Annotated in this window: 17 protein-coding genes; 12 read left to right on the top strand and 5 right to left on the bottom strand. The window is 68.5% G+C overall.

The window, feature by feature from the left end; translation table 11 throughout:
* Nucleotides 1-2: 2 nt before the first annotated feature.
* Nucleotides 3-830, bottom strand: a complete 828-nt coding sequence (locus BO221_RS32900; RefSeq protein WP_073564832.1) for a hypothetical protein — start codon at nt 828-830, stop codon at nt 3-5.
* 393 nt (nt 831-1,223) lie between these two features.
* On the opposite strand from BO221_RS32900, the gene thrA reads away from it, so the two are divergent.
* From thrA to BO221_RS32880, 4 genes are all read left to right on the top strand, one after another.
* Complete coding sequence (gene thrA, locus BO221_RS32895) at nt 1,224-3,743, top strand: bifunctional aspartate kinase/homoserine dehydrogenase I (RefSeq protein WP_073564831.1); 2,520 nt, start codon at nt 1,224-1,226, stop codon at nt 3,741-3,743.
* Between the two features lie 2 nt (nt 3,744-3,745).
* Nucleotides 3,746-4,909, top strand: a complete 1,164-nt coding sequence (locus tag BO221_RS32890) for a PLP-dependent aspartate aminotransferase family protein (RefSeq protein ID WP_073564830.1) — start codon at nt 3,746-3,748, stop codon at nt 4,907-4,909.
* Nucleotides 4,906-6,090 (top strand): PLP-dependent aspartate aminotransferase family protein, encoded by a 1,185-nt coding sequence (locus BO221_RS32885; RefSeq protein ID WP_073564829.1) that lies wholly within the window; start codon nt 4,906-4,908, stop codon nt 6,088-6,090. The genes BO221_RS32890 and BO221_RS32885 overlap by 4 nt, the downstream gene beginning before the upstream one ends.
* 61 nt (nt 6,091-6,151) lie before the next feature.
* The gene (locus BO221_RS32880; RefSeq protein WP_158079956.1) at nt 6,152-9,127 is read left to right on the top strand and encodes an ATP-binding protein; all 2,976 of its coding nucleotides are present in this window, start codon (nt 6,152-6,154) and stop codon (nt 9,125-9,127) included.
* Nucleotides 9,128-9,157: 30 nt separating this feature from the next.
* Here the strand turns inward: BO221_RS32880 and BO221_RS32875 are convergent, their stop codons facing one another.
* Nucleotides 9,158-9,919: a TerB family tellurite resistance protein gene (locus BO221_RS32875; RefSeq protein WP_073564827.1), complete on the bottom strand. Its 762-nt coding sequence runs from the start codon at nt 9,917-9,919 to the stop codon at nt 9,158-9,160.
* Between the two features lie 79 nt (nt 9,920-9,998).
* Here BO221_RS32875 and folD point away from each other — a divergent pair, with 79 nt between their 5' ends.
* Genes folD through BO221_RS32855 form a run of 4 tightly spaced genes read left to right on the top strand, consistent with a single transcriptional unit; the run spans nt 9,999 to nt 13,409 of the window.
* Nucleotides 9,999-10,844 (top strand): bifunctional methylenetetrahydrofolate dehydrogenase/methenyltetrahydrofolate cyclohydrolase FolD, encoded by an 846-nt coding sequence (folD, locus tag BO221_RS32870; RefSeq protein WP_073564826.1) that lies wholly within the window; start codon nt 9,999-10,001, stop codon nt 10,842-10,844.
* 33 nt (nt 10,845-10,877) lie between these two features.
* Nucleotides 10,878-11,420, top strand: coding sequence for a hypothetical protein (locus BO221_RS32865; protein ID WP_073564825.1), 543 nt, complete (start codon nt 10,878-10,880; stop codon nt 11,418-11,420).
* Nucleotides 11,421-11,423: 3 nt separating this feature from the next.
* Nucleotides 11,424-12,362, top strand: a complete 939-nt coding sequence (locus BO221_RS32860) for an ADP-ribosylglycohydrolase family protein (RefSeq protein WP_073564824.1) — start codon at nt 11,424-11,426, stop codon at nt 12,360-12,362.
* A gap of 39 nt (nt 12,363-12,401) precedes the next feature.
* On the top strand, nt 12,402-13,409 hold the full coding sequence (locus tag BO221_RS32855) for a DUF3592 domain-containing protein (RefSeq protein ID WP_073564823.1): 1,008 nt from the start codon (nt 12,402-12,404) through the stop codon (nt 13,407-13,409).
* A 46-nt stretch (nt 13,410-13,455) separates the two neighbouring features.
* Here the strand turns inward: BO221_RS32855 and BO221_RS32850 are convergent, their stop codons facing one another.
* The 3 genes from BO221_RS32850 to metF all read right to left on the bottom strand — a co-directional run bounded on the left by BO221_RS32850 (nt 13,456) and on the right by metF (nt 15,725).
* Nucleotides 13,456-14,343 carry an alpha/beta fold hydrolase gene (locus tag BO221_RS32850; protein WP_073564822.1) on the bottom strand — a complete coding sequence of 296 codons (888 nt, stop codon included), beginning with the start codon at nt 14,341-14,343 and terminating at the stop codon, nt 13,456-13,458.
* 99 nt (nt 14,344-14,442) lie between these two features.
* The gene (locus tag BO221_RS32845; RefSeq protein WP_143195814.1) at nt 14,443-14,856 is read right to left on the bottom strand and encodes a hypothetical protein; all 414 of its coding nucleotides are present in this window, start codon (nt 14,854-14,856) and stop codon (nt 14,443-14,445) included.
* Nucleotides 14,853-15,725: a methylenetetrahydrofolate reductase [NAD(P)H] gene (metF, locus tag BO221_RS32840; RefSeq protein ID WP_073564820.1), complete on the bottom strand. Its 873-nt coding sequence runs from the start codon at nt 15,723-15,725 to the stop codon at nt 14,853-14,855. Before metF ends, BO221_RS32845 begins: the two co-directional genes overlap by 4 nt.
* A 108-nt stretch (nt 15,726-15,833) precedes the next feature.
* On the opposite strand from metF, the gene gcvT reads away from it, so the two are divergent.
* From gcvT to BO221_RS32820, 4 genes are all read left to right on the top strand, one after another.
* Nucleotides 15,834-16,919 (top strand): glycine cleavage system aminomethyltransferase GcvT, encoded by a 1,086-nt coding sequence (gene gcvT, locus BO221_RS32835; protein WP_073564819.1) that lies wholly within the window; start codon nt 15,834-15,836, stop codon nt 16,917-16,919.
* 40 nt (nt 16,920-16,959) lie between these two features.
* Entirely contained in the window at nt 16,960-17,349 is a 390-nt protein-coding gene (gcvH, locus tag BO221_RS32830) for a glycine cleavage system protein GcvH (protein WP_073564818.1), read from the top strand.
* 85 nt (nt 17,350-17,434) lie between these two features.
* On the top strand, nt 17,435-20,332 hold the full coding sequence (gene gcvP / locus BO221_RS32825; protein ID WP_073564817.1) for an aminomethyl-transferring glycine dehydrogenase: 2,898 nt from the start codon (nt 17,435-17,437) through the stop codon (nt 20,330-20,332).
* Nucleotides 20,333-20,722: 390 nt separating this feature from the next.
* Nucleotides 20,723-21,529: VCBS repeat-containing protein (locus tag BO221_RS32820; protein WP_143195813.1), on the top strand; the 807-nt coding region annotated here is incomplete at its 3' end.

Raw genomic sequence — 21,529 nt, 5'->3', positions numbered from 1 at the left:
ATTCAGTCCTGACCGGACAACCAGGCCTGGAGGCGCTCGGCGGACGGCGGGAGCTGCTTCACCCGGCACCAGTCGACGAGGCTCAACTGGTGCTTGGATGCGAGTGCCGCCAGCAGGCGCGCATCCCCTTCGACGGCCGCGCTGGCCTTCGTGTGATGGAGACCCAGCACGGAAATACGGCCCTCCCGCTGGAGGCCGTACAGCGCGGGTCCCGAGGGCAGCTTCACGGCGAAGCCTCCCTCGACCAGACCGGCCACTCCCGCGAAGGAGATGCCGTCGAGCCACGTCACGGCCTCTCCCACGGAGCCACGGAGTTCCGCCAGGGTGAGTGAGCTCCCCTCCAGCGGAGTGGGCACCTCCTTGCGGACGTGGATCGCCTTGAAGCCGTACCCCTCACGATGCTCGGTGTAGATGCGCTCGATGGCCGCGAACACCGTGGTGATGGCGGGCTGGAGCGCGAGCGCCACGAATTCCACCTGCCGCCAGTCGTCCTCGCGCAGTTCGAGCACGTTCCTCCCCAGCTTCGTCGAGCCCTCGGTGATGGGCGGAAGCTCTTCCGAGATGGAGGGCAGCGAATAGAGCAGCTCGCTCGGATCCACCGTCGTGTACTCCACCTCCCGCAGCTCGATGCGCAGGGTTCCCGTCTGGCGGAACTCCCGGGCCGTCATGGGCTCGGCGGAGACGACCTCGAAGGTGTTCTCGCCGACATCCATGGACGTGGCCGCCTCGAAGCTCTCGGGGAGCTGTTCGGCGGGCACGTCCGTCTCTCCGACGAGCTCGCCCGTGGTCGCATCGATGAACCGGACCCGGATGGTGGAGTGCTCAGGCATCGCCACAGCGTAGCCGCTGGCGGGCCGCCGCCCTGCTCCAGTGATGTCATTGATTCAAAAGTAACCGAACCCAGGGTTGACAGCGCGGCACGCTGCCTGTATCTCCATCGCATTCGTCTGGAGAATTTCGTGTTCCGTCCTGTCACCCGAATGCCGATGTCCATGGAGGCCATGCTCATGCGTGGCCCGGGCATGCGCGCGTTCGCGTGAGGAATGGGACTCCAGCCGGTTCTCGCTGAACTCCCCCTCTGAAGCGCCGCGGGTGCCCGGGTTTCCCACCTGACACCGCCCGCGGCACGGCTGCGTTCCGAGCTTCTTCGCTCCGAGCTCCGCCTTTCGTTCCGCCGTGGGCTCGCGGTTCCTCGCCCCAGCAGTTCCGAAAGGAAGACATCCGTGAGCAGCAATCCCTCGCACCCCGCCGCGAGCAGGCCGTGGTGTGTCTATAAATTCGGTGGTTCCTCTGTCGGCACGCCCGGACGGCTGCCGCGCGTCCTCTCCCTCATCTCCGAGGCACAGCGCCCACTCGCCGTCGTGGTGTCCGCGCTCGGCGATACCACGGACTGGCTCATCTCCGCGGCCAACGCCGCCGCACGGGGAGACGCGGTGGGCAGCGGCTCGGAGCTGTCGCGGGTCCGCGGCCTCGCCCGGTCCATCGCGGGCACGGTCCTCGAGGGCGCTGTCCTCACCGCGCACGAGAAGACGGTGGATCAGCTCCTGGCCCCCATCGAGCGGCTGCTCACGGGCGTGGAGCTGACCCGCGAGTGCACGCCGGCCACGCTCGACGAGGTGCTGTCCGTGGGCGAGCGCATCTCCTCCGAGCTCGTCGCTCGCGCCCTGACGGCCCGGGGCATTCCCGCCCTCGCGGTGGATGCGCGCTCCTTCCTCGTCACCGATGAGACGGCGGGCGCGGCCCGGGTCGACATCGAAGCGAGCCGTGCCCGGCTCACGCCGCTCCTCCCCGGATGGGAGGGCAAGGTGCCCGTCATCACCGGTTTCATCGCCCGCTCGCACCAGGGGCGCACCACCACGCTGGGACGCAATGGCTCCGACTACACCGCCACGCTGCTCTCGTGGCTGCTCGAGGCCCGGCAGGTGACGGTGTGGACGGACGTGCCCGGCGTCATGACGGCGGACCCGGCCCTGGTGGCGGACGCCTACCCCGTGCCGCGCATGACCTACGCGGAAGCGCTCGAGCTGGCCCACTTCGGCACCCGCATGTTCCACCCGCGCACGATGATTCCGCTGCTGGAGAGCGGGGCCGCGCTGCACATCCGTGGCACCACCGAGCCGGACGCGCCGGGCACGCGCATCGACGCCGAGGGCAACCCGGATCCCCACCGTCCCACCAGTGTCACGAGCCTGGAGCGTCTGGCCCTGCTCCACGTCGAGTCGCTGCGTCCCACGCTCAGCGAGCCGCTCGGGCACCGCGTGTTGCAGGCGCTCGAGGCGGCCCGCATCACGGTGTGGGGCGGGACGTTGTCCGCGCTGGCGCCCTCCATCTCCCTGGTGGTGCCCCAGGCGCAGGCGGAGCGGGCCCACGCCGTGCTCGAGGAGGCGCTGCGAGGCGAGCGCGAGCGGCGGGAGGTGCGTGTCCCTCCGCCCCACGCGCCGGTGACGCTGGTCACCCTCGTGGCCGAGTCCATGGGCCATCGGCCGAACGTGGCGGGCCGGTTCTTCCATGCGCTCGGGAACGTGGGCGTGAACGTGCGCGCCATCCTCCAGGGAGCCAGCTCGCGAAGCGTGTCGTGCGCCGTGGATGCCGAGGACACGGCCGTGGCGGTGCGCACCGTGCACAGCGCCTTCAACCTCAACGAGACGGAGATCAACGTCCTCCTGGTGGGGAAGGGGACGGTGGGTGGACGGTTGCTCGCCCAGCTCGCGGAGAACGCGACGACGCTCAAGGCCCGGCACGGTGTGGCCCTGCGGCTGGTGGGCGTGGTGGACAGCCGCCGCGCGCTCTTCGAGCCCCGGGGTCTGCCTCCCGCCGAGGTCCACGCGAGGCTCGCGGAGGTGTCCCCGGCCAGCACGACGCCTCCGGACGTGAAGCCGCTGCTCGACCGGCTGTCACGCCTGTCCGTGCCGGTGCTGGTGGACTGCACCGCGGCGGATGGAATCGAGACGCTCTACGCCGAGGCGTTCCGGCGGGGCATCCACGTGGTGGCGGCCAACAAGAAGCCGCTCGCGCGTCCCTGGAAGGAGTGCGAGTCCCTGCAGGCCCTGGCCCGCGCGCACTTCCGCACCTGGCACTACGAGACCACCGTGGGCGCGAGTCTCCCGGTCATCGAGACGTTGAAGAACCTGGTGCGTACCGGGGACCGCGTGGAGCGCATCGAGGGGTGCTTCTCCGGCTCGCTCGGCGCCATCTGCCATGCGCTGATGGACGGCGTGCCCCTCTCGCAGGCGGTGCGGACGGCCCGGGCGAATGGCTACACCGAGCCGCACCCTCGGGATGACCTGTCGGGCCTGGACGTGGCGCGCAAGGCCCTCATCCTCGCGCGGGAGCTGGGGCTGGAGCTCGAGCTGGGGGATGTGGCCGTGGAGCCGCTCGTCCCGCCCGAGCACCTTCGTGAGGAGGATCCGGAGACCTTCCTGCGCACCCTGGGCTCGCTGGATGCGGACGTGAGCGCCCAGGTGTCCCGCTACCGCGCGGCGGGCAGGAGCCTGCGCTACCTCGCCCAGATACTTCCCAATGCACCCGGGGGGCCCCGCGTGAAGGTGGGCCCCGTGGCGGTGGACGCGGCGCACCCGGCCACCGGGTTGAAGGGCGCGGAGGCGATGGTGTCCTTCTTCACCGAGCGCTACCGGGAGTTCCCCCTCATCGTCCGTGGAGCCGGCGCGGGTGGTGATGTCACCGCCGCCGGTGTGTTGGCCGACATCCTGCGCCTCGCCCAGAACGTGCGGGGAAGGAGATGAACATGAAGCTCGAAAGCCTGCTGGCACAGATTGGTTCCGTTTCCGATTCCGTGACGGGCGCGGTCAGCTTTCCCGTCCATCACGCCACCGCCTTCCGGCACCCGCGCCTGGGTCAGAGCACGGGGTTCGACTACGCGCGGACGAAGAGCCCCACACGGGCCGTCCTGGAGGAAGCCATCGCCCGGCTCGAGTCGGGAGACGCCGGCTTCGCCTGTAGCTCGGGCATGGCGGCGCTCCAGCTCGTCTTCTCCCTGTTTGGCCAGGGCGCGCACCTGCTCGTGTCGCTGGACCTGTATGGCGGCACGTACCGGCTGCTGGAGAAGGTGCTCTCCCGGTACGGCATCACCGCGACCTACGTGGACACGAATGACCCGGACGCGCTCGAGGCCGCGTTCCGGCCCGGTGTGACGAAGGCGGTGCTGCTGGAGACGCCCACCAATCCGCTGATGAAGATCACCGACATCGAGCGGGTGTGCCGCTGGGCCCGGGCCCGCGAGCTGATCTCCATCGTGGACAACACGCTGATGACGCCGTTCTTCCAACGGCCCATCGAGCTGGGCGCGGACATCGTCGTGCACAGTGCCTCCAAGTACCTGGGGGGGCACAACGACGTGCTGGCGGGCCTGGTGGTGACGCGGGTCAAGGCGCTGTCCGAGCAGGTGGCGTTCCTGCACAACTCCATGGGGGCGGTGCTGGGACCGCAGGACAGCTGGCTGCTGATGCGCGGGATGAAGACGCTGGCGCTGCGGATGGAGCGCCATCAGGAGAACGCGCTGCGCATCGCCCAGTGGCTGGCGGCGCATCCGCTCGTCGAGCAGGTCTACCACCCGGGCCTGGAGAGCCACCCGGGCCATGCCCTGCAGAAGCGGCAGGCCTCGGGGAACACGGGCATCTTCTCCTTCAAGTTGAAGGACGCGCGCCTCGTGGAGCCCGTGCTGCGCCACATTCAGTTGATCGCCTTCGCGGAGAGCCTCGGCGGGGTGGAGTCCCTGATGACGTACCCCACGGTGCAGACGCACGCGGACATCCCGGAGGAGATGCGCCGGAGGGTGGGCGTGGACGAGCGGTTGCTCCGGTATTCGGTGGGCATCGAGCACGTGGACGATCTCATCGCCGACCTGTGGCAGGCCTTCGAGGCGGCCCGGAAGGAGGTTCAAGCGTCATGATTCATCCCAAGGAGAGTCCCTGTACCGCCGGCACCGGCCGGAAGTTCGCCACGCGAGTCGTCCGCACCGTCTCGGGGACGGATGCACGCACCGGTGCCTCCAGCGTTCCCATCTACCAGGCGTCCACCTTCCATCACGCCTCGCTCGAGAATCCCCCGGAGTACGACTACACGCGCTCGGGGAACCCGACCCGTCAGGCGCTCGAGGACACCATCGCCCAGCTCGAGGGTGGGGCGAGGGGCTTCGCCTTCTCCTCGGGAATGGCGGCGATCTCCACCGCCTTCATGCTGCTGTCCAACGGGGACCACGTCATCTGCTCCGAGGACGTGTACGGCGGCACGTACCGGCTGCTGACGACGATCCTCGGCCGCATGGGCATCGAGACGACCTTCGTCGACGCGACGGACCTGGACAGGCTCGAGGCCGCGCGCAGGCCGAACACGCGGGCGGTATTCCTGGAGACGCCGTCCAATCCGACGTTGAAGATCACCGATATCTCTGCGGTGGCGGAGTGGGCGCGGAAGCACGGCCTGTTGACGATGCTGGACAACACCTTCATGACGCCGTGCCTCCAGCGGCCCATCGAGCTGGGCATCGACATCGTGGTGCACAGCGCGACCAAGTTCCTCGGGGGCCACAGCGACGTGCTGGCCGGGCTGGCGGTGGTGTCCAACGAGCGGCTGGGCCACAAACTCAAGCACCTGCAGAACGGCCTGGGCAGTGTGCTGGGGGTGCAGGACTCCTGGCTGCTGATGCGCGGAATGAAGACGCTCCTGGCCCGCATGGAGTGTGCCGAGCGCAGCGCGCGACAGTTGGCGGAGTGGCTGACGCGGCAGCGCTCGGTGTCGCGGGTGTACTACCCCGGGCTCCCGGAACATCCCGGGCGTGCCATCCACGAGCGGCAGTCCCAGGGGTACGGGGCCATCGTGTCCTTCGATGTCGGCTCGGGAGAGCGCGCGCGGAAGGTGCTCGAGCACGTCACGCTTCCCCTGGTGGCGGTCAGCCTGGGCGCGGTGGAGAGCATCCTGTCCTACCCGGCCATGATGTCGCACGCGGCCATGCCGCGGGAGATCCGCCTCCAGCGGGGCATCGGGGATGGACTGCTGCGCTACTCCGTCGGCCTGGAGGCGTTGGAGGACATCCTCGGGGACCTCGAACAGGCGCTCCAGGCGGCACGTTGACGGGGGGAGGGACTAGGCGGGGGAAACGCCCGGTTTCTTCATGGAACAGGGGGAGTCGCTCATGCAGATCCGCAACGCCTGGCACGGCCCGCTCGCAGGAGACGGGTGCATCCAGTGGGAGGCGGATGGGCGAACCCTGCGCTGTCTGTCGGTGAACGAGCAGGCCCGGAGCCTCGGCTTCCCGCGCGAGCGGTGGTTGGATGACGAGCGATTCCTCTCCTGCACGTTGTTCGCGCCCGACCGGGAGCTCTTTCTCGCCGGATGCCGGGCCGCCGCCAGGGGCGCGAGGATCCAGGAGCGCTGCCGTGCCCGCTCGGCGGATGGCCGCACCCGTTGGACCGAGCTCGTGTTGGAGCACGAATGCATCGGCCGCACCCGGTGCCTCCGGGGGCGGATGATGAAGCCCCCGCAGGGGGGCTCGGTCGCACAGGGCGTGTTCCCCTTCATCGTGGCCCACTTCGACCGCGAGCTGCGCCACCTCTATGTGAACCGCAGGATAGAGGAGGTCACCGGGCTGCCCGTCTCCTCCTTCATCGGAAGGACGAACGAGGAGCTCGGCATGCCCCCACGGCTCGTCCGGCATTGGCATGAAGAGCTGCGGCGCGTCTTCCAGCGGGAGGAAGGCCGGTGGTTCGAGTTCGAGTTCCCTCTCCGGGACGAGTGCGGATCGAAGGAGCCCGCTCTCTTCCTGGCCCACCTGGAGCCCGTCTTCGGCTCCCGGGGCCATGTGCTGTCGGTGCGATGCGAGACGTACCGGCACCGCGCCAGCCGCCGCCCGCGTCCGTTCGCGCGAGCCTCACCACCACCTGCCGTGCACCAGCGCCTGACGGGTTGCGCGCTCCTCGCACGGCTGCACGGGAGTCTGGGCTCGGCCACCAGCGGGGAGGACGTGCTGCGCGCCTTGCGCCAGTGCGTGGGCAGTGGGCTGGGGGACTGGTGTGATGTGGATCTGCTCGAGAACGGGGTGCTCCGGCGTACCGCCACCTTCCGGGTTCCGGACCTGGAGCATCCCGGGGAATCACCCACGCCCATGGCCCGGCGGGTAGCCCTCACGGGTGTGCCGGAGCGGCTCTCGGGTCCCTCGGAGCAGGTGGCCGCCACCCTGGCGCCGGACGAGACGCGGCTGCCGGAGCTCCGGCACGCCGGGCTCCTGGACTGCATGGCGGTGCCGGTGCGTCTGGGCGGACGAATCCTGGGCGTGCTGACGTTCGCCACCCGGGAGCCCACCGTGCGCTTCGACCCGGACACGCAGGCGCTCGCCGAGAGCGTGGCCGGTTTCGTGGCGTGGGCCCTCGAGGCGGATCGGCTTCGCCATGAGGAGCACGCGTCTCGTACACGTGCCATGGAGGCCCAGCGCTTCCTGGCGGACAGCAGCGCGGCACTGGCCTCCTCCCTGGAGCCGGAGCAGACGTTCCAGGTACTCGTCCGGCTGTGTGTCCCCGGGCTCGCCAGCATGGCCGTGCTCCTGGGCTCCCCGGAGGAGGGCCCTCCCGGCGTGCTGTCCATGGCGCACGCGGAGCCCGAGCTCGAGCCGCTGATCGCCCGGGCCTTCCAGCACTTCCACGCCTCGCCGGCGCATCCCCTCCATGACGTCCTGCGCACGGGGTTGCCCCGGATCATCCTGGCGACGGACGAGCCGGGCTTCTGGACGGGCCACGAGGATCCGGAGTGGTGTCACGTGCGCCAACGGCTCGCCCTGCGCTCCGTCATGCTCGTCCCCATCTCCTCGCGCCAGCGCGTCACCCATGTGCTGGTGCTCGGCTCCTCGGAGTGGGTCTACACCCAGGACGACCGCACCTTCGCCCGGGAGTTCGCCACCCATGCGGCCACCGCCCTCGACAACGCGAGGCTCTACCACGAGGCCCGCGAGGCCGTGGCCCTGCGTGACGAGTTCCTCGGCATCGCCGGACACGAGCTGCGCACGCCCCTCACCGCGTTGAAGCTCGGGTTGCAGAACCTCTCCCGGCAGGCCGAGTCCCTGGGCGAGCGGGAGCGCATGGCGAAGTGGCTCACCAACTGCCAGCGCCAGGGCGAGCGGCTGGGCCGGCTGGTCAATGATCTCCTGGACGTGGGACGCCTCAGCTCGGGGAGCCTGGCCCTGGTGTGCCAGGAGATGGACCTTCAGGCCCTGGTGGAGGAGGTGGTGGGACGCCTGAGGCCCGAACTGGCGCGGGCGGGCTGTCGTGTGGTGCTGGCGCTGGAGTCTCCCCTCACGGGGTACTGGGATCGCTCGCGGTTGGATCAGGTGCTGACCAACCTGCTGTCCAACGCGGCGAAGTATGGCAAGGGCCGGCCCATCGAGATCCGCGCCTCGGCCCTGCCCGGGGACAGGGTGTGCGTGAGCGTGCGGGACGAAGGCATCGGCATCACTCCCGAGGACCAGGCCCGCATCTTCGGGCGTTTCGAGCGGGCCGTCTCCGAGCGCCACTATGGCGGCCTGGGACTCGGGCTGTGGATCAGCCAACGGTTCGTGCTCCAGTTGGGTGGACACATCAGCGTGCGGAGTGAGCCGGGCAAGGGCGCGACCTTCACGGTGGAGCTGCCTCGCCGGGTGATGGCGGCGGAGAGGGGGGACTGCCGGGGACAGAGCTCCTCGTGGCCCGGGCAGCAGAAGGCCGAGGCCGCCGAGGCGCTGGCGCTCATGGAGGGCGAGTCCATCTTCCGCACCATCCTCACCGCGCTCTGGGAGGGCATCGTCGTGCAGGACAGCGAGGGCGGCATCGTCACCGCCAACGCGAGCGCCGAGCTCATCCTCGGCCTGCCCATGGACCAGTTGACGGGCCGCACCTCGATGGATCCCCGGTGGCGGGCCATGCACGAGGATGGCTCGGACTTCCCCGGCGAGCAGCATCCGGCGATGGTGGCGCTGCGCACGGGCAGGCCGGTGAGGAACGTGATCATGGGAATCCACCGGCCCGATGGCTCCCGGGTCTGGCTGCTCGTCAATGCCCAGCCGTTGCAGCGCCATGGAGAGGCGGCGCCCTACATGGTGGTGTCCTCCTTCTTCGACCTGACCGGGCAGAAGAAACTGGCCTGAGCGTCGAAGGGAGGAAAGTGCCCTCGCGGCTCACTTCCCGCGCAGCCGGAGGATCTCCTCGTAGGCCTCGCGGATCTCCTGGAAGCGGCGGGAGGCCTGCTCGACAGCGCCCTTGCCGAGGTTGGCGACACGATCCGGGTGGTGGGTGGCGGCGAGCTGGCGGAAGGCGCGCTTCACGTCCGCGTCACTTGCCTCGGGGGTGAGGCCGAGCCGGGCGTAGTGCACCTGCCCATCCCCGAAGTGGCGTGCGGTGACGGAGCGGAACTCCTCCTCGGACAGCCCGAGCCCCTGGGACACCTTGCGCAGCGTGTCCTGCTCGGCGCGCTGGAGGTGGCCGTCCACGAGTGCCAGTCCGTAGAGGGCGTCCAGCAGCAGCAGACGCTCGGAGGCGGGGAGCTCGTCCCGGCACGCGGCGGCGGCGTGCTCGAGGGACGGTGGGCGGGCGAGGTGCTCCTTGAGGTAGCGGCGGACGAGCCCGAGTGCCTCGGGGCCATACTTGAGCCGCTGCTCGAAGTACTCGCGCACCACGCGCACCTCGTCGCGCACCACGTCTCCATCGGCGCGGGCCACCTCGATGAAGAGGGCACACAGGTGGCGGGCGAAGTGATCCTGGGCGGCGAGCTCCTGGGGAGAGCGGGTGTCCACGGGCTTGCCGTTCTTCTGCGCCTCCGCCTTGCCGGAGGGCAGGAGGTTCAGCTCGTCCACCTGGTGGCCGACCAGGAGCCCCGCGAGCACGAGCAGGACGATGGCCAGCGGTCCGCCGATCAACAGACCCAGGGCCAGCCCAAGCATCGCTCCGAGAACTTTTCCAGGTGCCACGATCGCTTCACTCCCTTGCCAGGGGGGAGTTTCGCATAGAGTCCGCCGCGCTATGGCCCAGTTGATCGACGGAAAAGCGGTGGCGGCGCGGGTGAGGGCGGAGGTGAAGGCGGAAGTGGAGAAGCTCAAGGCCGAGCACGGCCTGGTGCCGGGACTGACGGTGGTCCGGGTGGGAGAGGATCCCGCCTCGAAGATCTACGTCACCGGCAAGAAGAAGGCGGCGGAGGAGGTGGGCTTCAATTCCTGGGAGCTGCACCCGGACGACAAAATCACCGAGGACGAGCTGCTGTCGCTGGTGGACAAGCTGAACAAGGATCCAGCGGTGCACGGCGTCCTGGTGCAGCTGCCGCTGCCCAAGCACATCGACGCGGAGCGGATCATCTCGGCGGTGAGGCCGGAGAAGGACGTGGACGGCTTCCACCCGATGAACGCGGGCATGCTGTCGGTGGGCAAGCCGGCGCCGCGGCCGTGCACGCCGTTCGGGGTGATGCGGCTGCTGAAGGAGGCGGGGTGTGACCCGTCCGGCAAGCGGGCGGTGGTGGTGGGGCGCAGCAACATCGTGGGCAAGCCGATGGCGCTGATGCTCCTGGCGGCGGACGCCACGGTGACGGTGTGTCACCGCAAGAGCAACCTGGCGGCCGAGGTGGCCAACGCGGACATCCTGGTGGCCGCGGTGGGCGTGCCCGAGTTGATCAAGGGCGAGTGGATCAAGCCCGGGGCGGTGGTGATCGACGTCGGCATGAACCGGATGCCGGATGGGAAGCTCAAGGGTGACGTGGAGTTCGAGAAGGCGAAGGAGCGGGCCTCGTTCATCACGCCGGTGCCGGGAGGCGTGGGGCCCATGACCATCGCCATGCTGATGCGCAACACGCTCGAGGCGGCGAAGGCCACGCTGTAAACCCCATCGCACCGGCCACACGGAGACGCTCGGATGGCGCTTCCCCTTCTGCCCCTGTTGGCCGGTGCCGCGGTCTTGTATGTGGTCAAGCGCATGTCCTCGACAGGTGAGCCGAAGCCCGCCACGGCCGGTCCCCTCGTGCTGCGGCGTCTCCAGGAACTGCGGAGCCGTCCGCTGCCGCCCGAACTGGCGGTGCCTGCGCCGCGCCCCGACGTCTGGGGTGAGAACGGCTACCTCTCGCAGCCGCGCTACCAGTCGCTCTACAAGCCGCTCCTGCTCCAGGGACATGCGACCTGGGGTCTCGTCTACCAGTACGAGTCCACCCACGATGGGGAAGGACCGGACACCGTGGCCAGCTATGCGTGGCTGGACGCGCGGGGCGAGCTCCAGACACGCCGGTTGAAGGAGAGCTATGACGGGATGCACGCCGCTCTCAGCCAGGGGCGGGGCGACATCATCCTCGACATGGACGCGCGCCTGGAGGCCGACAAGGTCATCCTCATCCTTCACGATCTGGCCTCGGGGCAGCACATCATCTACGAGGCCCTCCATGCCGCTCCTACACGAGGGACGTGAATCATGCCGGCGCGTCAGGAGCGAATCGAAGGAGGCCTCTACGGCCTGCTCATCGGGGACGCACTCGGCGTCCCCTACGAGTTCCATCCGCCCGCCCAGATTCCCGAGCTGGCACTGCTCGAATTCGAGCCGCCCCCTGGCTTCTCGCGAGCGCACGGCGGTGTGCCCCCCGGCACGTGGTCCGACGACGGCGCGCACGCGCTGTGCCTGCTGGCCTCGCTGCTGTACCGGGGAACGCTGGATGTGGAGGACCTGGGGCGGCGGCTCGTGAACTGGTACGAGCTGGGCTACATGGCGGTGGACTACGAGGTGTTCGACGTGGGCATCCAGACGCGGGAGGCCCTGGCGAACGTGCGTGCCGGAGTCCCCGCGCTGGAAGCGGGCCCGAGCGGCGAGCAGGAGAACGGGAACGGCTCGCTGATGCGCGTGTTGCCGCTGGCGCTCTGGCACCAGGGTGACGATGCGGCGCTGGCGCGGGACGCGATGCTTCAGTCGAGGGTGACGCACGGGCACCCTCGGTCGCAGGTGTGCTGTGCGCTCTATTGCCTCTGGGCCCGGCGGACGCTGGAGGGCTCCGCGAATGCGTGGGTGGACGCGGTGGCTACGTTCCGCGCGCTGTTCCCCGAGGGAACGGCGCCGCGCGAGGAACTGGAGGGGGCGATCCGGCCCGACTCGCCCGATACGGGGCGGGGGAGCGGGTATGTGGTGGACTGCCTGCGCTCGGCCCGGGATTGCGTCGCGGTGGGGCCCTACGAGCGCGTGGTGAAGGCGGCGATCGCGCTCGGGCACGACACGGACACGACGGCGGCGGTGGCGGGCGGCATCGCGGGGCTCCGGGACGGCATCCAGGCCATTCCGGAACGCTGGAGGAGGGCACTGCGCGGGCAGGAGGAGTGGTTGCGGCCCATGGTGGAGCAGCTGCTCGCCCGCCCTCCGGGGTAGCAAAGAGGCTTCCACCGGGTGGCGCGCTAGGATGGCGCCATGCGTCTCGTCAACCTGGGCTGCCTCACCCTGATGCTGGGCCCCTTCATCCTCGGCTTCGCGTACTTCGAGCTGAGCCTGCTCCGCATCTTCTCGCGGGGGCTGTACTCGATGACCTACCCCAGCGTGATGGGGACGGTCACCACCCAGGGCCTGGAGACGCTGAGTTACGCCTATGAAGTCGATGGGCGGGCGTACCAGGGGGACAACTACCGGTACACCGTGAAGAACGAGTCCGACTTCAAGGCGTGGTCGGGGCCGGAGTTCCGCGCGGGCTCACCCCTCCGGGTGTATTACCGGCCGGGATCGCCCTGGGAGTCGGTGGTGGTGCCGGGGGTGCAGGGCCGCACGCTCCTCCTGCTGCTGGGCTTCACGCCCTTCAATCTCGCCATCTTCTGGGGCCTGTACCTGATGCTGGATTCCACGAGGAAATCCAGGCTGGGAGTCCGGGCCTTCGAGCGGAATGGCCGCGTCCATGTGCGTCTGACGGACAGGACCCCCGTGCGCGTGGGATTCGAGGGCTCGCTCCCGGCGGCCATCCTGCTCGCCATGATCGTGGGCATGGTGATGGGGATGGATGCGCCCCTGACCGCCATTGTGCTGGCGGGGGCCTTCGCGGTGGCCGCGGGCGTGGGGGGCGCCATGTGGTGGCGGTCGCGGCTTGGCACGGGGGACTACGATCTGATCCTCGACGAGCAGGCCCGGAGCCTCTCCCTGCCGCCCATGCACGGCCGCACCAAACGGCGCGAGCTGGAGTGGGATGCCATCCGGGCGGTGATCCTCGACAAGGAGACCCGGTCCAACAAGGGAAGCCGCTCCGAGTACTACCGGTGCATGTTCCGTTTGCGCGGAGGGTCTCGTGCCGAGCTCGTGGCCGAGTGGAAGGGTGACCAGGACCGGGCCGCGAACCTCGTGAACTGGCTGCAGGCCCGCATGGGGCGGGACGAGTCCACTCTCGTGGCCAGGCCCGCCCCCGCTCCCGCTCCGAAGAAGAAGGTCCGGTACTAGCGCCGGACCTCGGCGTGCTCCTCGTGCTCGCGGGCTTCAGGGACCATCACGAACGCACGAAGTCGCGCACGAGCTGACTGACCTCGCGCGGCTTCTCCAGGGCGATCCAGTGCGTCCCATCCGGGATGCGGTGGATGGTCAGGTTGGGCACGAGATCCTTCAGGCCGCGCTGTCCGTCCGGCAGCAGGTAGGTGTCCTGCTCGCCGTGGATGAGGAGCACGGGCGTCTGCACCACGTACTGCTCGGGCTTGAGTCCCTCCAGGAGGTTGCTGCCACCCGGGTGGCCCTCGCCATCGGGCGGACCCATCTTCGCCGCCCGGTAGTAGTTGAGCATGCAGGTGATGGTGCCCGGCTGCCTCCAGGCGGAGATCCACTCGGAGGTGTCCTCCTCCGACAGGATGGCGCCGTGGGCCCGGGCGTCATTGAAGACGGCCTGCTTGGGCCAGGCGAAGTCGTCGCCCATGATCTGCGGCTCCGCCTGCGGCGAGCGGAAGACGAGCATGTACTGGGCCGCCAGCTGCTGGCGGGGATTCTCGCGCAGCTCGCGGTCGAAGAGGGCGGGGTGCGTGATGTTGAGGGTGATGAACCGGTGCACCAGGTCCGGGTGGCGCAGCAGGAAGCTCCAGCCCAGCAGCGCGCCCCAGTCCTGACAGACGATGGAGATCTTCTTCAGCCCGAGGTGCTGGATGAGGCTGCGGATGTCCTCGACGAGGTGCTTGATGTGGTACGCCTCGACCTCCTTCGGCTTGGAGCTGAGGTTGTACCCACGCAAGTCCAGGGCGACCACGAAGTGATCCTTCCCCAGCTCGTTGAGCTGCTTCTTCCAGACCCCCCAGTACTCGGGGAACCCATGGATGAAGAGGATTGGCTCGCCCGCACCGTGCGTCACATAGTGCAGGGTGACCCCATTGATGTCCGCGTAGTGGTGCTGCAAGGACGGCTCCCGGTGGCTGTGCGGCTGCGCGCGCAGAATAGGACCGGCAGCCCGGGAGTGAAAGGCCGCCGTGACGGGTGCCGGGAGACCCCGTGGACTTCAAGTGAAGTGCTGTCGCACCTCGGGCATGCTGAGGACCCACAGCGCCCACAGGGCGAAGGGGAAGCCCACGAAGCACACGGGGGTGACGGGGGTGATGGCGGTGACCGCGCCCACCACCACCAGGCCCCATCTGCGCAGGCCGAAGGCGTTCCACGCCCCCACGATGGTCATCGCCCCGGTCACGATGGCCACGAGCACCTTGACTGGAGCCTCCCACTCGGACTGCCCCCGCAGCGAGGTGGCGAAATCCGTTGGCACGGGCAGCCAGCCCTGAAGCACGGCCGCCATCACCAGGGCGTAGGCGATGCTGATGAAGCCCACGTTCATCAGCATGAACGCCGGCGGGCGCAATTTCCGCAGCGCCGGCCACCGCGGATCGCTCCGCGGGACGTTCAATCCAGGTCCACTCATGTCCGGGCCCTCAGGGCGCTCACGATCATCCGCGTCGCCGGTGACTTGTTGAGCGTGTAGAAGTGGATGCCGGGCACGCCGCGCGACAGCAGCTCCATGCACTGCACCGTGGCGTGCGCCACCCCCAGCTGCACCAGCGCCTCGGGTTGATCCTTCACGCGCTCGAGCTGGAGCCCCAGGCGCATGGGCACGGTGGCCCCGCACATGCGGGTGAAGCGCTGCACCTGCTCGTAGTTGGTGATGGGCATGATTCCCGGGACGATGGGGACGTTGATGCCGATGCGGCGCGCCCGCTCCACGAAGTCGAAGTAGAAGGCGTTGTCGAAGAAGAGCTGGGTGATGACGAAGTCCAGGCCCGCGTCCACCTTCTCCTTCAGATGACGCAGGTCGTCGTCGCGCGAGGCCGTCTCCACATGGCCCTCCGGATAGCACGCTCCGCCCAGGCTGAAATTGAAATCCTCGTCCCGGATGAAGCGCACCAACTCGGAGGCATGACGGAAACCCCCGGGCACGGGCTCGAAGGCCGTCTGTCCCTGGGGTGGATCCCCCCGGAGCACCAGCACGTTCTCCACCTTCGCGTCCTTCAGCCGCTGCAGCACGTCGCGCAGCTCTCCGGGCGTGTGGCCCACGCAGGTGATGTGGGCCATGGCCTCGATGCCCGTCTCGCGCTTGATACGGGTGACGAGCTCCACCGTCCTGTCCCGGGTGCTGCCGCCCGCGCCGTAGGTGACGGAGACGAAACCCGGCTCCAGGGGCGCCAGCTCCTCCAGCGTCTTCAGCAGGTTGGCGGTGCCCTCGTCCGTCTTCGGCGGGAAGAACTCGAAGGAGAAGCAGGGGTTGGATGGATTCAAACGATTACGAATCTTCATGACGCGAGCAGTCTAGAACGCTTCAGTGGGGTTCCCGAGAGCCTTGATTGAAGGAAGTGCGCGGCTATAGTCCGCGCCGTTTTTTCACCCCCCTCAGGAGAGAAGAGCATGGCCCGGCGTACGCCCCTCAACGAGGCCCACCGCAGGTTGGGCGGCAGGATGGTGGATTTCGCCGGTTGGGACATGCCGGTGCAGTACACCTCCGTCATTGGCGAGCACGAGGCCGTGCGCACCGCCGTGGGCCTCTTCGACGTCTCGCACATGGGGGAGATCGAGTTCTCCGGCCCCGGGGCCCTCGAGACGGCCAACAAGCTCATCACCAATGATCTCTCCAAGTGCGCGGACGGCCAGGCCGTCTACGCCGGGCTGCTCAATGAGCAGGGTGGCTTCGTGGATGACGTGGTGGCCTACCGCTTCTCGCCCGAGCGGATCCTCGTCGTCGTCAACGCGTCCAACAAGGACAAGGATTTCGCCTGGATGCAGGCCCGCGCCGAGGGCGTGAAGCCGGTGGATCGCAGCGACGACTACGCGCAGATCGCCGTGCAGGGCCCCAAGGCCGTGGCGCTGGTGCAGCGGATGACCCCGGCGGACCTCTCCAAGGTGAGCACCTACCGCTTCACCGAGGGCCCGGTGGCCGGCGTGCAGTGCATCATCTCGCGCACGGGCTACACCGGGGAGGACGGCTTCGAGCTGTACTGCGCGCCCGGCGACGCGGAGAAGCTGTGGGAGGCGCTCCTGAAGGAGGGCCAGCAGGACGGCGTGAAGCCCTGCGGCCTCGGCGCCCGCGACAGCCTGCGCACGGAAATGAAGTACGCGCTCTACGGCAACGACATCGACGACACCCACACGGCCCTGGAGGCGGGGCTGGGGTGGATCTGCAAGCTGGACAAGGCGGGCGGCTTCATTGGCCGTGACGCGCTGGCGAAGCAGAAGGCCGAGGGTGTGAAGCGCAAGCTGGTGGGCTTCGAGCTGACCGCTGCCGGCATCCCCCGCCACGGCTACCCCATCCTCAAGGATGGCCAGAAGGTGGGCGAGGTGACGAGCGGCACCATGGGTCCCTCCTTGAAGAAGTCCATCGGTATCGGCTACGTGCCCGCCGAGCTGGCGGCCGAGGGCTCGACCTTCGAGGTGGAGATCCGTGGACGCGCGGTGCCCGCCGTCGTCGTGAAGACGCCCTTCTGGAAGAAGTCCTGACTCAGTCCCATCCGAAGCACCTGAAGCGAGGAAGACGGACATGGCGAACGTTCCCAGCGATCTCAAGTACACGAAGGACCACGAGTGGGTTCGCGTGAATGGCAAAACCGCGGTGGTGGGCATCACCGACCACGCCCAGAGGCAACTGGGAGACGTGGTGTACGTGGAGCTTCCCAAGGTGGGTGAGACCTTCGAGGCCGGCTCGCCGTTCGGCTCCATCGAGTCCGTCAAGGCCGTGTCCGAGGCCTTTGCTCCGCTCTCCGGCAAGGTGACGAAGGTGAACGAGGAACTGGTCGCCAGCCCCGAGCTGATCAACGAAGAGCCCTATGGTGACGGGTGGCTCATCGAGGTCGAGCTCTCGGACAGCAATCAGCTGAACGAGCTCCTGTCCGCCACCGCGTACGAGGAGTTTGTGAAGGACGACGCCTAGGCGTGACGCGCCCTCCGGGCTGAACGCGCGCGGCCTGGTTGTTACACAGGCCTTTCGTTACACCCGCACTGCGAGTGCTCAAACCATGTCCTTGAATTGGAAATACCAGGAATCGTTCTCCGACCGGCACATCGGGCCGGACGAGAAGGAACTGCACGGGATGCTGAAGGCCATGGGGGTGGGCTCGCTCGACGAGCTCATCGACCAGACGGTCCCCGCTGCCATCCGCTCGAAGGAGCCGCTGAAGATTGCGGTGGCCAACTCGGAGCACGATGCGCTCGCGGTGCTGGAGGCCATCGCGTCGAAGAACCAGCTGCTCCGGTCCTTCATCGGGATGGGCTACTACGACACCCAGACCCCGCACGTCATCCTCCGCAACATCCTCCAGAACCCGGGCTGGTACACCCAGTACACGCCCTACCAGGCGGAGATCGCCCAGGGCCGCCTGGAGGCGCTGCTCAACTTCCAGACGATGGTGATGGACCTCACCGGCCTGGAGGTTGCCAACGCCTCGCTGCTCGACGAGGGCACCGCGGCCGCCGAGGCCATGGCCCTGGCGCTGCACACCAAGGGTGACGAGAACGGGGGCGTCTTCTTCGTCTCCGAGGCCTGCCACCCGCAGACGATCGAGGTGGTGCGCACCCGCGCCCAGCCGCTGGGCGTGGAGGTGGTGGTGGGTGACCACCGCACGGTGGACCTGGGCGCCAAGAAGTACTTCGGCGCGCTGGTGCAGTACCCGGCCACCGACGGCGTGGTGCACGACTACCGCGCCTTCAGCGAGAAGGTGCACGCGGCCAACGGCCTCTTCATCGTCGCCACGGATCTGCTGGCGCTGACGATGCTGACGCCGCCGGGCGAGTTCGGCGCGGACGTGGCGGTGGGCAGCGCCCAGCGCTTCGGCGTGCCCATGGGGTACGGCGGTCCGCACGCGGCCTTCTTCGCCACGAAGAACGCCTACACGCGCGTCATGCCGGGCCGCATCATCGGCGTGTCCGAGGACGCCCAGGGCCGGCGCGCCCTGCGCATGGCGTTGCAGACGCGCGAGCAGCACATCCGCCGCGAGAAGGCCACGAGCAACATCTGCACCGCGCAGGTGCTGCTGGCCATCATGGCGAGCATGTACGCGGTGTACCACGGGCCCCGGGGCCTGAAGGCCATCGCCGAGCGCGTGCACGGCCTGACGGTGCTGCTGGCGCGCGGCCTGCGCAAGCTGGGCTATGGCGCCAACTACGAGAACGTCTTCGACACCCTCCGGGTGGAGACGGCGCCGCCGCACATCCGCGGCATCCTCTCGGCCGCCGAGTCCAAGGGGATGAACTTCCGCCGCATCGACGAGCGGGCCATCGGGCTGAGCCTGGACGAGGCCACCCGTCCGTCCGACGTGGAGGCCATCCTCTCCGTGTTCGCCGGCGGCAAGCCGCTGGGCTTCACGCTCGAGGAGCTGGGCAAGGAGCTGCAGAGCACCATTCCCGAGGGCCTGCGCCGCACCAGCCCGTTCCTCACGCACCAGGTCTTCAACAGCTACCACTCCGAGACGGAGATGCTGCGGTACATCCGCCGCCTCGAGTCGAGGGACCTGTCGCTCACGCAGTCGATGATTCCGCTCGGGTCGTGCACGATGAAGCTCAACGCCACCGCGGAGATGATTCCGGTGACGTGGCCGCAGTTCGGCAAGATGCACCCGTTCGCGCCGAGCTCGCAGGCGGCGGGCTACAAGGTGCTCTTCGAGCAGCTGGAGCAGATGCTGGCGAGCATCACCGGGTTCGCGGGCGTGTCGCTGCAGCCCAACGCGGGCAGCCAGGGCGAGTACGCGGGCCTGCTGGTCATCCGCGCGTACCACCAGAACCGGGGGCAGGGGCACCGCAACGTGTGCCTGATTCCGTCCTCCGCGCACGGCACCAACCCGGCCACCGCGGTGATGGCGGGCTACCAGGTGGTCGTCGTCAAGTGCGACGAGAACGGCAACATCGACCTGGGAGACCTGCGCGCCAAGGCGGATGCGCACAAGGACAAGCTGGCCGCCCTGATGGTGACCTACCCGTCCACGCACGGCGTGTTCGAGGAGGAGATCAAGGACATCTGCTCCATCGTGCACGAGCGCGGCGGGCAGGTGTACATGGACGGCGCCAACCTGAACGCGCAGGTGGGGCTGACGTCTCCGTCGGCGATTGGCGCGGACGTGTGCCACATCAACCTGCACAAGACGTTCTGCATCCCGCACGGCGGCGGTGGCCCGGGCATGGGTCCCATCTGCGTGGCGAGCCACCTGGTGAAGTTCCTGCCGCGGCACTCGGTCATCTCCACCGGTGGCAGTGACGGCATCGGGGCGGTGTCCGCGGCGCCGTGGGGCAGCGCGAGCATCCTGGTCATCTCGTGGATGTACATCGCGATGATGGGCGCCGAGGGCCTGACGAAGGCCACGAAGCTGGCCATCCTCAACGCCAACTACATCGCCGAGCGGCTCCAGGAGCACTACCCGGTGCTCTACCGCGGCAAGCGGGGCCGGGTGGCGCACGAGTGCATCGTGGACCTGCGGCACCTGAAGAAGACGGCGGGGGTCGAGGTGGAGGACGTGGCCAAGCGGTTGATGGACTACGGCTTCCACGCGCCCACGGTGTCCTTCCCGGTGGCCGGCACGTTGATGATCGAGCCGACGGAGAGCGAGTCCAAGGCGGAGATCGATCGCCTGTGCGACGCGCTGATCGCCATCCGTGGGGAGATCCGCGAGATCGAGGAGGGCAAGGCGCCCAGGGACAACAACGTCCTGAAGAACGCGCCGCACACGGCGCGGGTGATGACGGATCCGGAGTGGAACCGGCCCTACTCGCGTGAGCAGGCGGCCTTCCCGGCGCCGTGGGTGGCCGATCACAAGTTCTGGCCGTCGGTGGGACGGCTGAACAACGTGTTGGGCGATCGCAAGCTGGTGTGCTCGTGCCCGCCGATCGAGGACTACATGTCGCCGGAGCCGTCCCGGGCGGCTTGAGCCTCGCCAACCCACAAACCCGCGCCAACATCCCCTGGGGGGCTCGGGTTCGAATCCCTCCGTTTCACCCAGACAAGGGCCTCGGGTTCTCCGGAACCTGGGGCCTTTTGTTTTTGGACGGGCCTCGTCTTCCGGGTGTCTGCATTACGTCGGTGGATGTCTGTCTTTCTGTGACACTGTCAGACAAGGCACTCTTTGTGGGATGATTATCTGCTTTGAATAGATAATTCTGGCGGACATGGATTCTTGTGATGTGGTATTCCGCGTGTGTCAGTACTCGCGGTTCTTTCAGGGTTCGGACTGGGATCCAGTTGCCACCCCACGGTCAAGTTCTCTTGGGGCGCAGCGGGGAACCAGGCCAGTCCCGAACGCAGAAGGAGAGAGGCACACATGAAGCTCAAGCGCGGCACGCAGGGTCTCGCGCAGTGGAAGGGTCGGGGACGTGGGAGGTTCTTCTTGGCGCTGGCGGCGCTGGCCACGGGGAGCGCGTGCGACACCACGGATTCGCAGGAGCGGCCCGCTGCTCGCGACACGGGGAACCTGGCGGAGCGGTGTGAGGTGAAGCCGCCGTTCACGGCCAACTTCGAGCCGGAGCTGCAGTGGGAGTGGACGGGCAGCCCGATCCTCCCCACGCACAAGCAGGTGATGATGCAGCCGGTGGTGGTGGACGTGAACCGGGACGGCACTCCGGACATCGTCTTCAGCACCTTCGACGGTGACTTCTACAACACCGCCTACCAGAACGGTTACGACGGCAACACCAACGGCGTGCTCCGCGCGGTGAGCGGCAGCACCGGGGCGGAGCTGTGGTCCGTGGAGGACCCGGCCTACCGCGTGAAGCCGGCCGCGAGCATCGCCGCCGGTGACATCGACGGCGACGGCGCCGTGGAGATCTGCGGCATTCCCGAGAGCGGCCGCGGCATCATCTGCTTCGAGAACGATGGCGCCTTCAAGTTCCGCTCCTCCGCGGACGCCAACGACTACAACGAGTGGGGTGGCCCCTCGCTGGCGGACCTGGATGGCGACGGCGCCGTGGAGATCCTCGACGGCAACCGCGTCTACAGCAACACGGGCGCCCTGAAGTGGGTGGGCTCGGATGGCATGGGCGGCGCGCTGTTCACGGGCCCCGTGTCCTTCGCGGTGGACATCGACCAGGACGGCAAGCTGGAGGTGGTCAACGGCCGCTCTGTGTACCGG

Source organism: Archangium sp. Cb G35, assembly GCF_001896145.1.
Lineage (GTDB): Bacteria > Myxococcota > Myxococcia > Myxococcales > Myxococcaceae > Archangium > Archangium violaceum.
The sequence above is the reverse complement of the archived record's forward strand: the minus strand, read 5'-3'. Positions and strand labels throughout refer to the sequence as shown.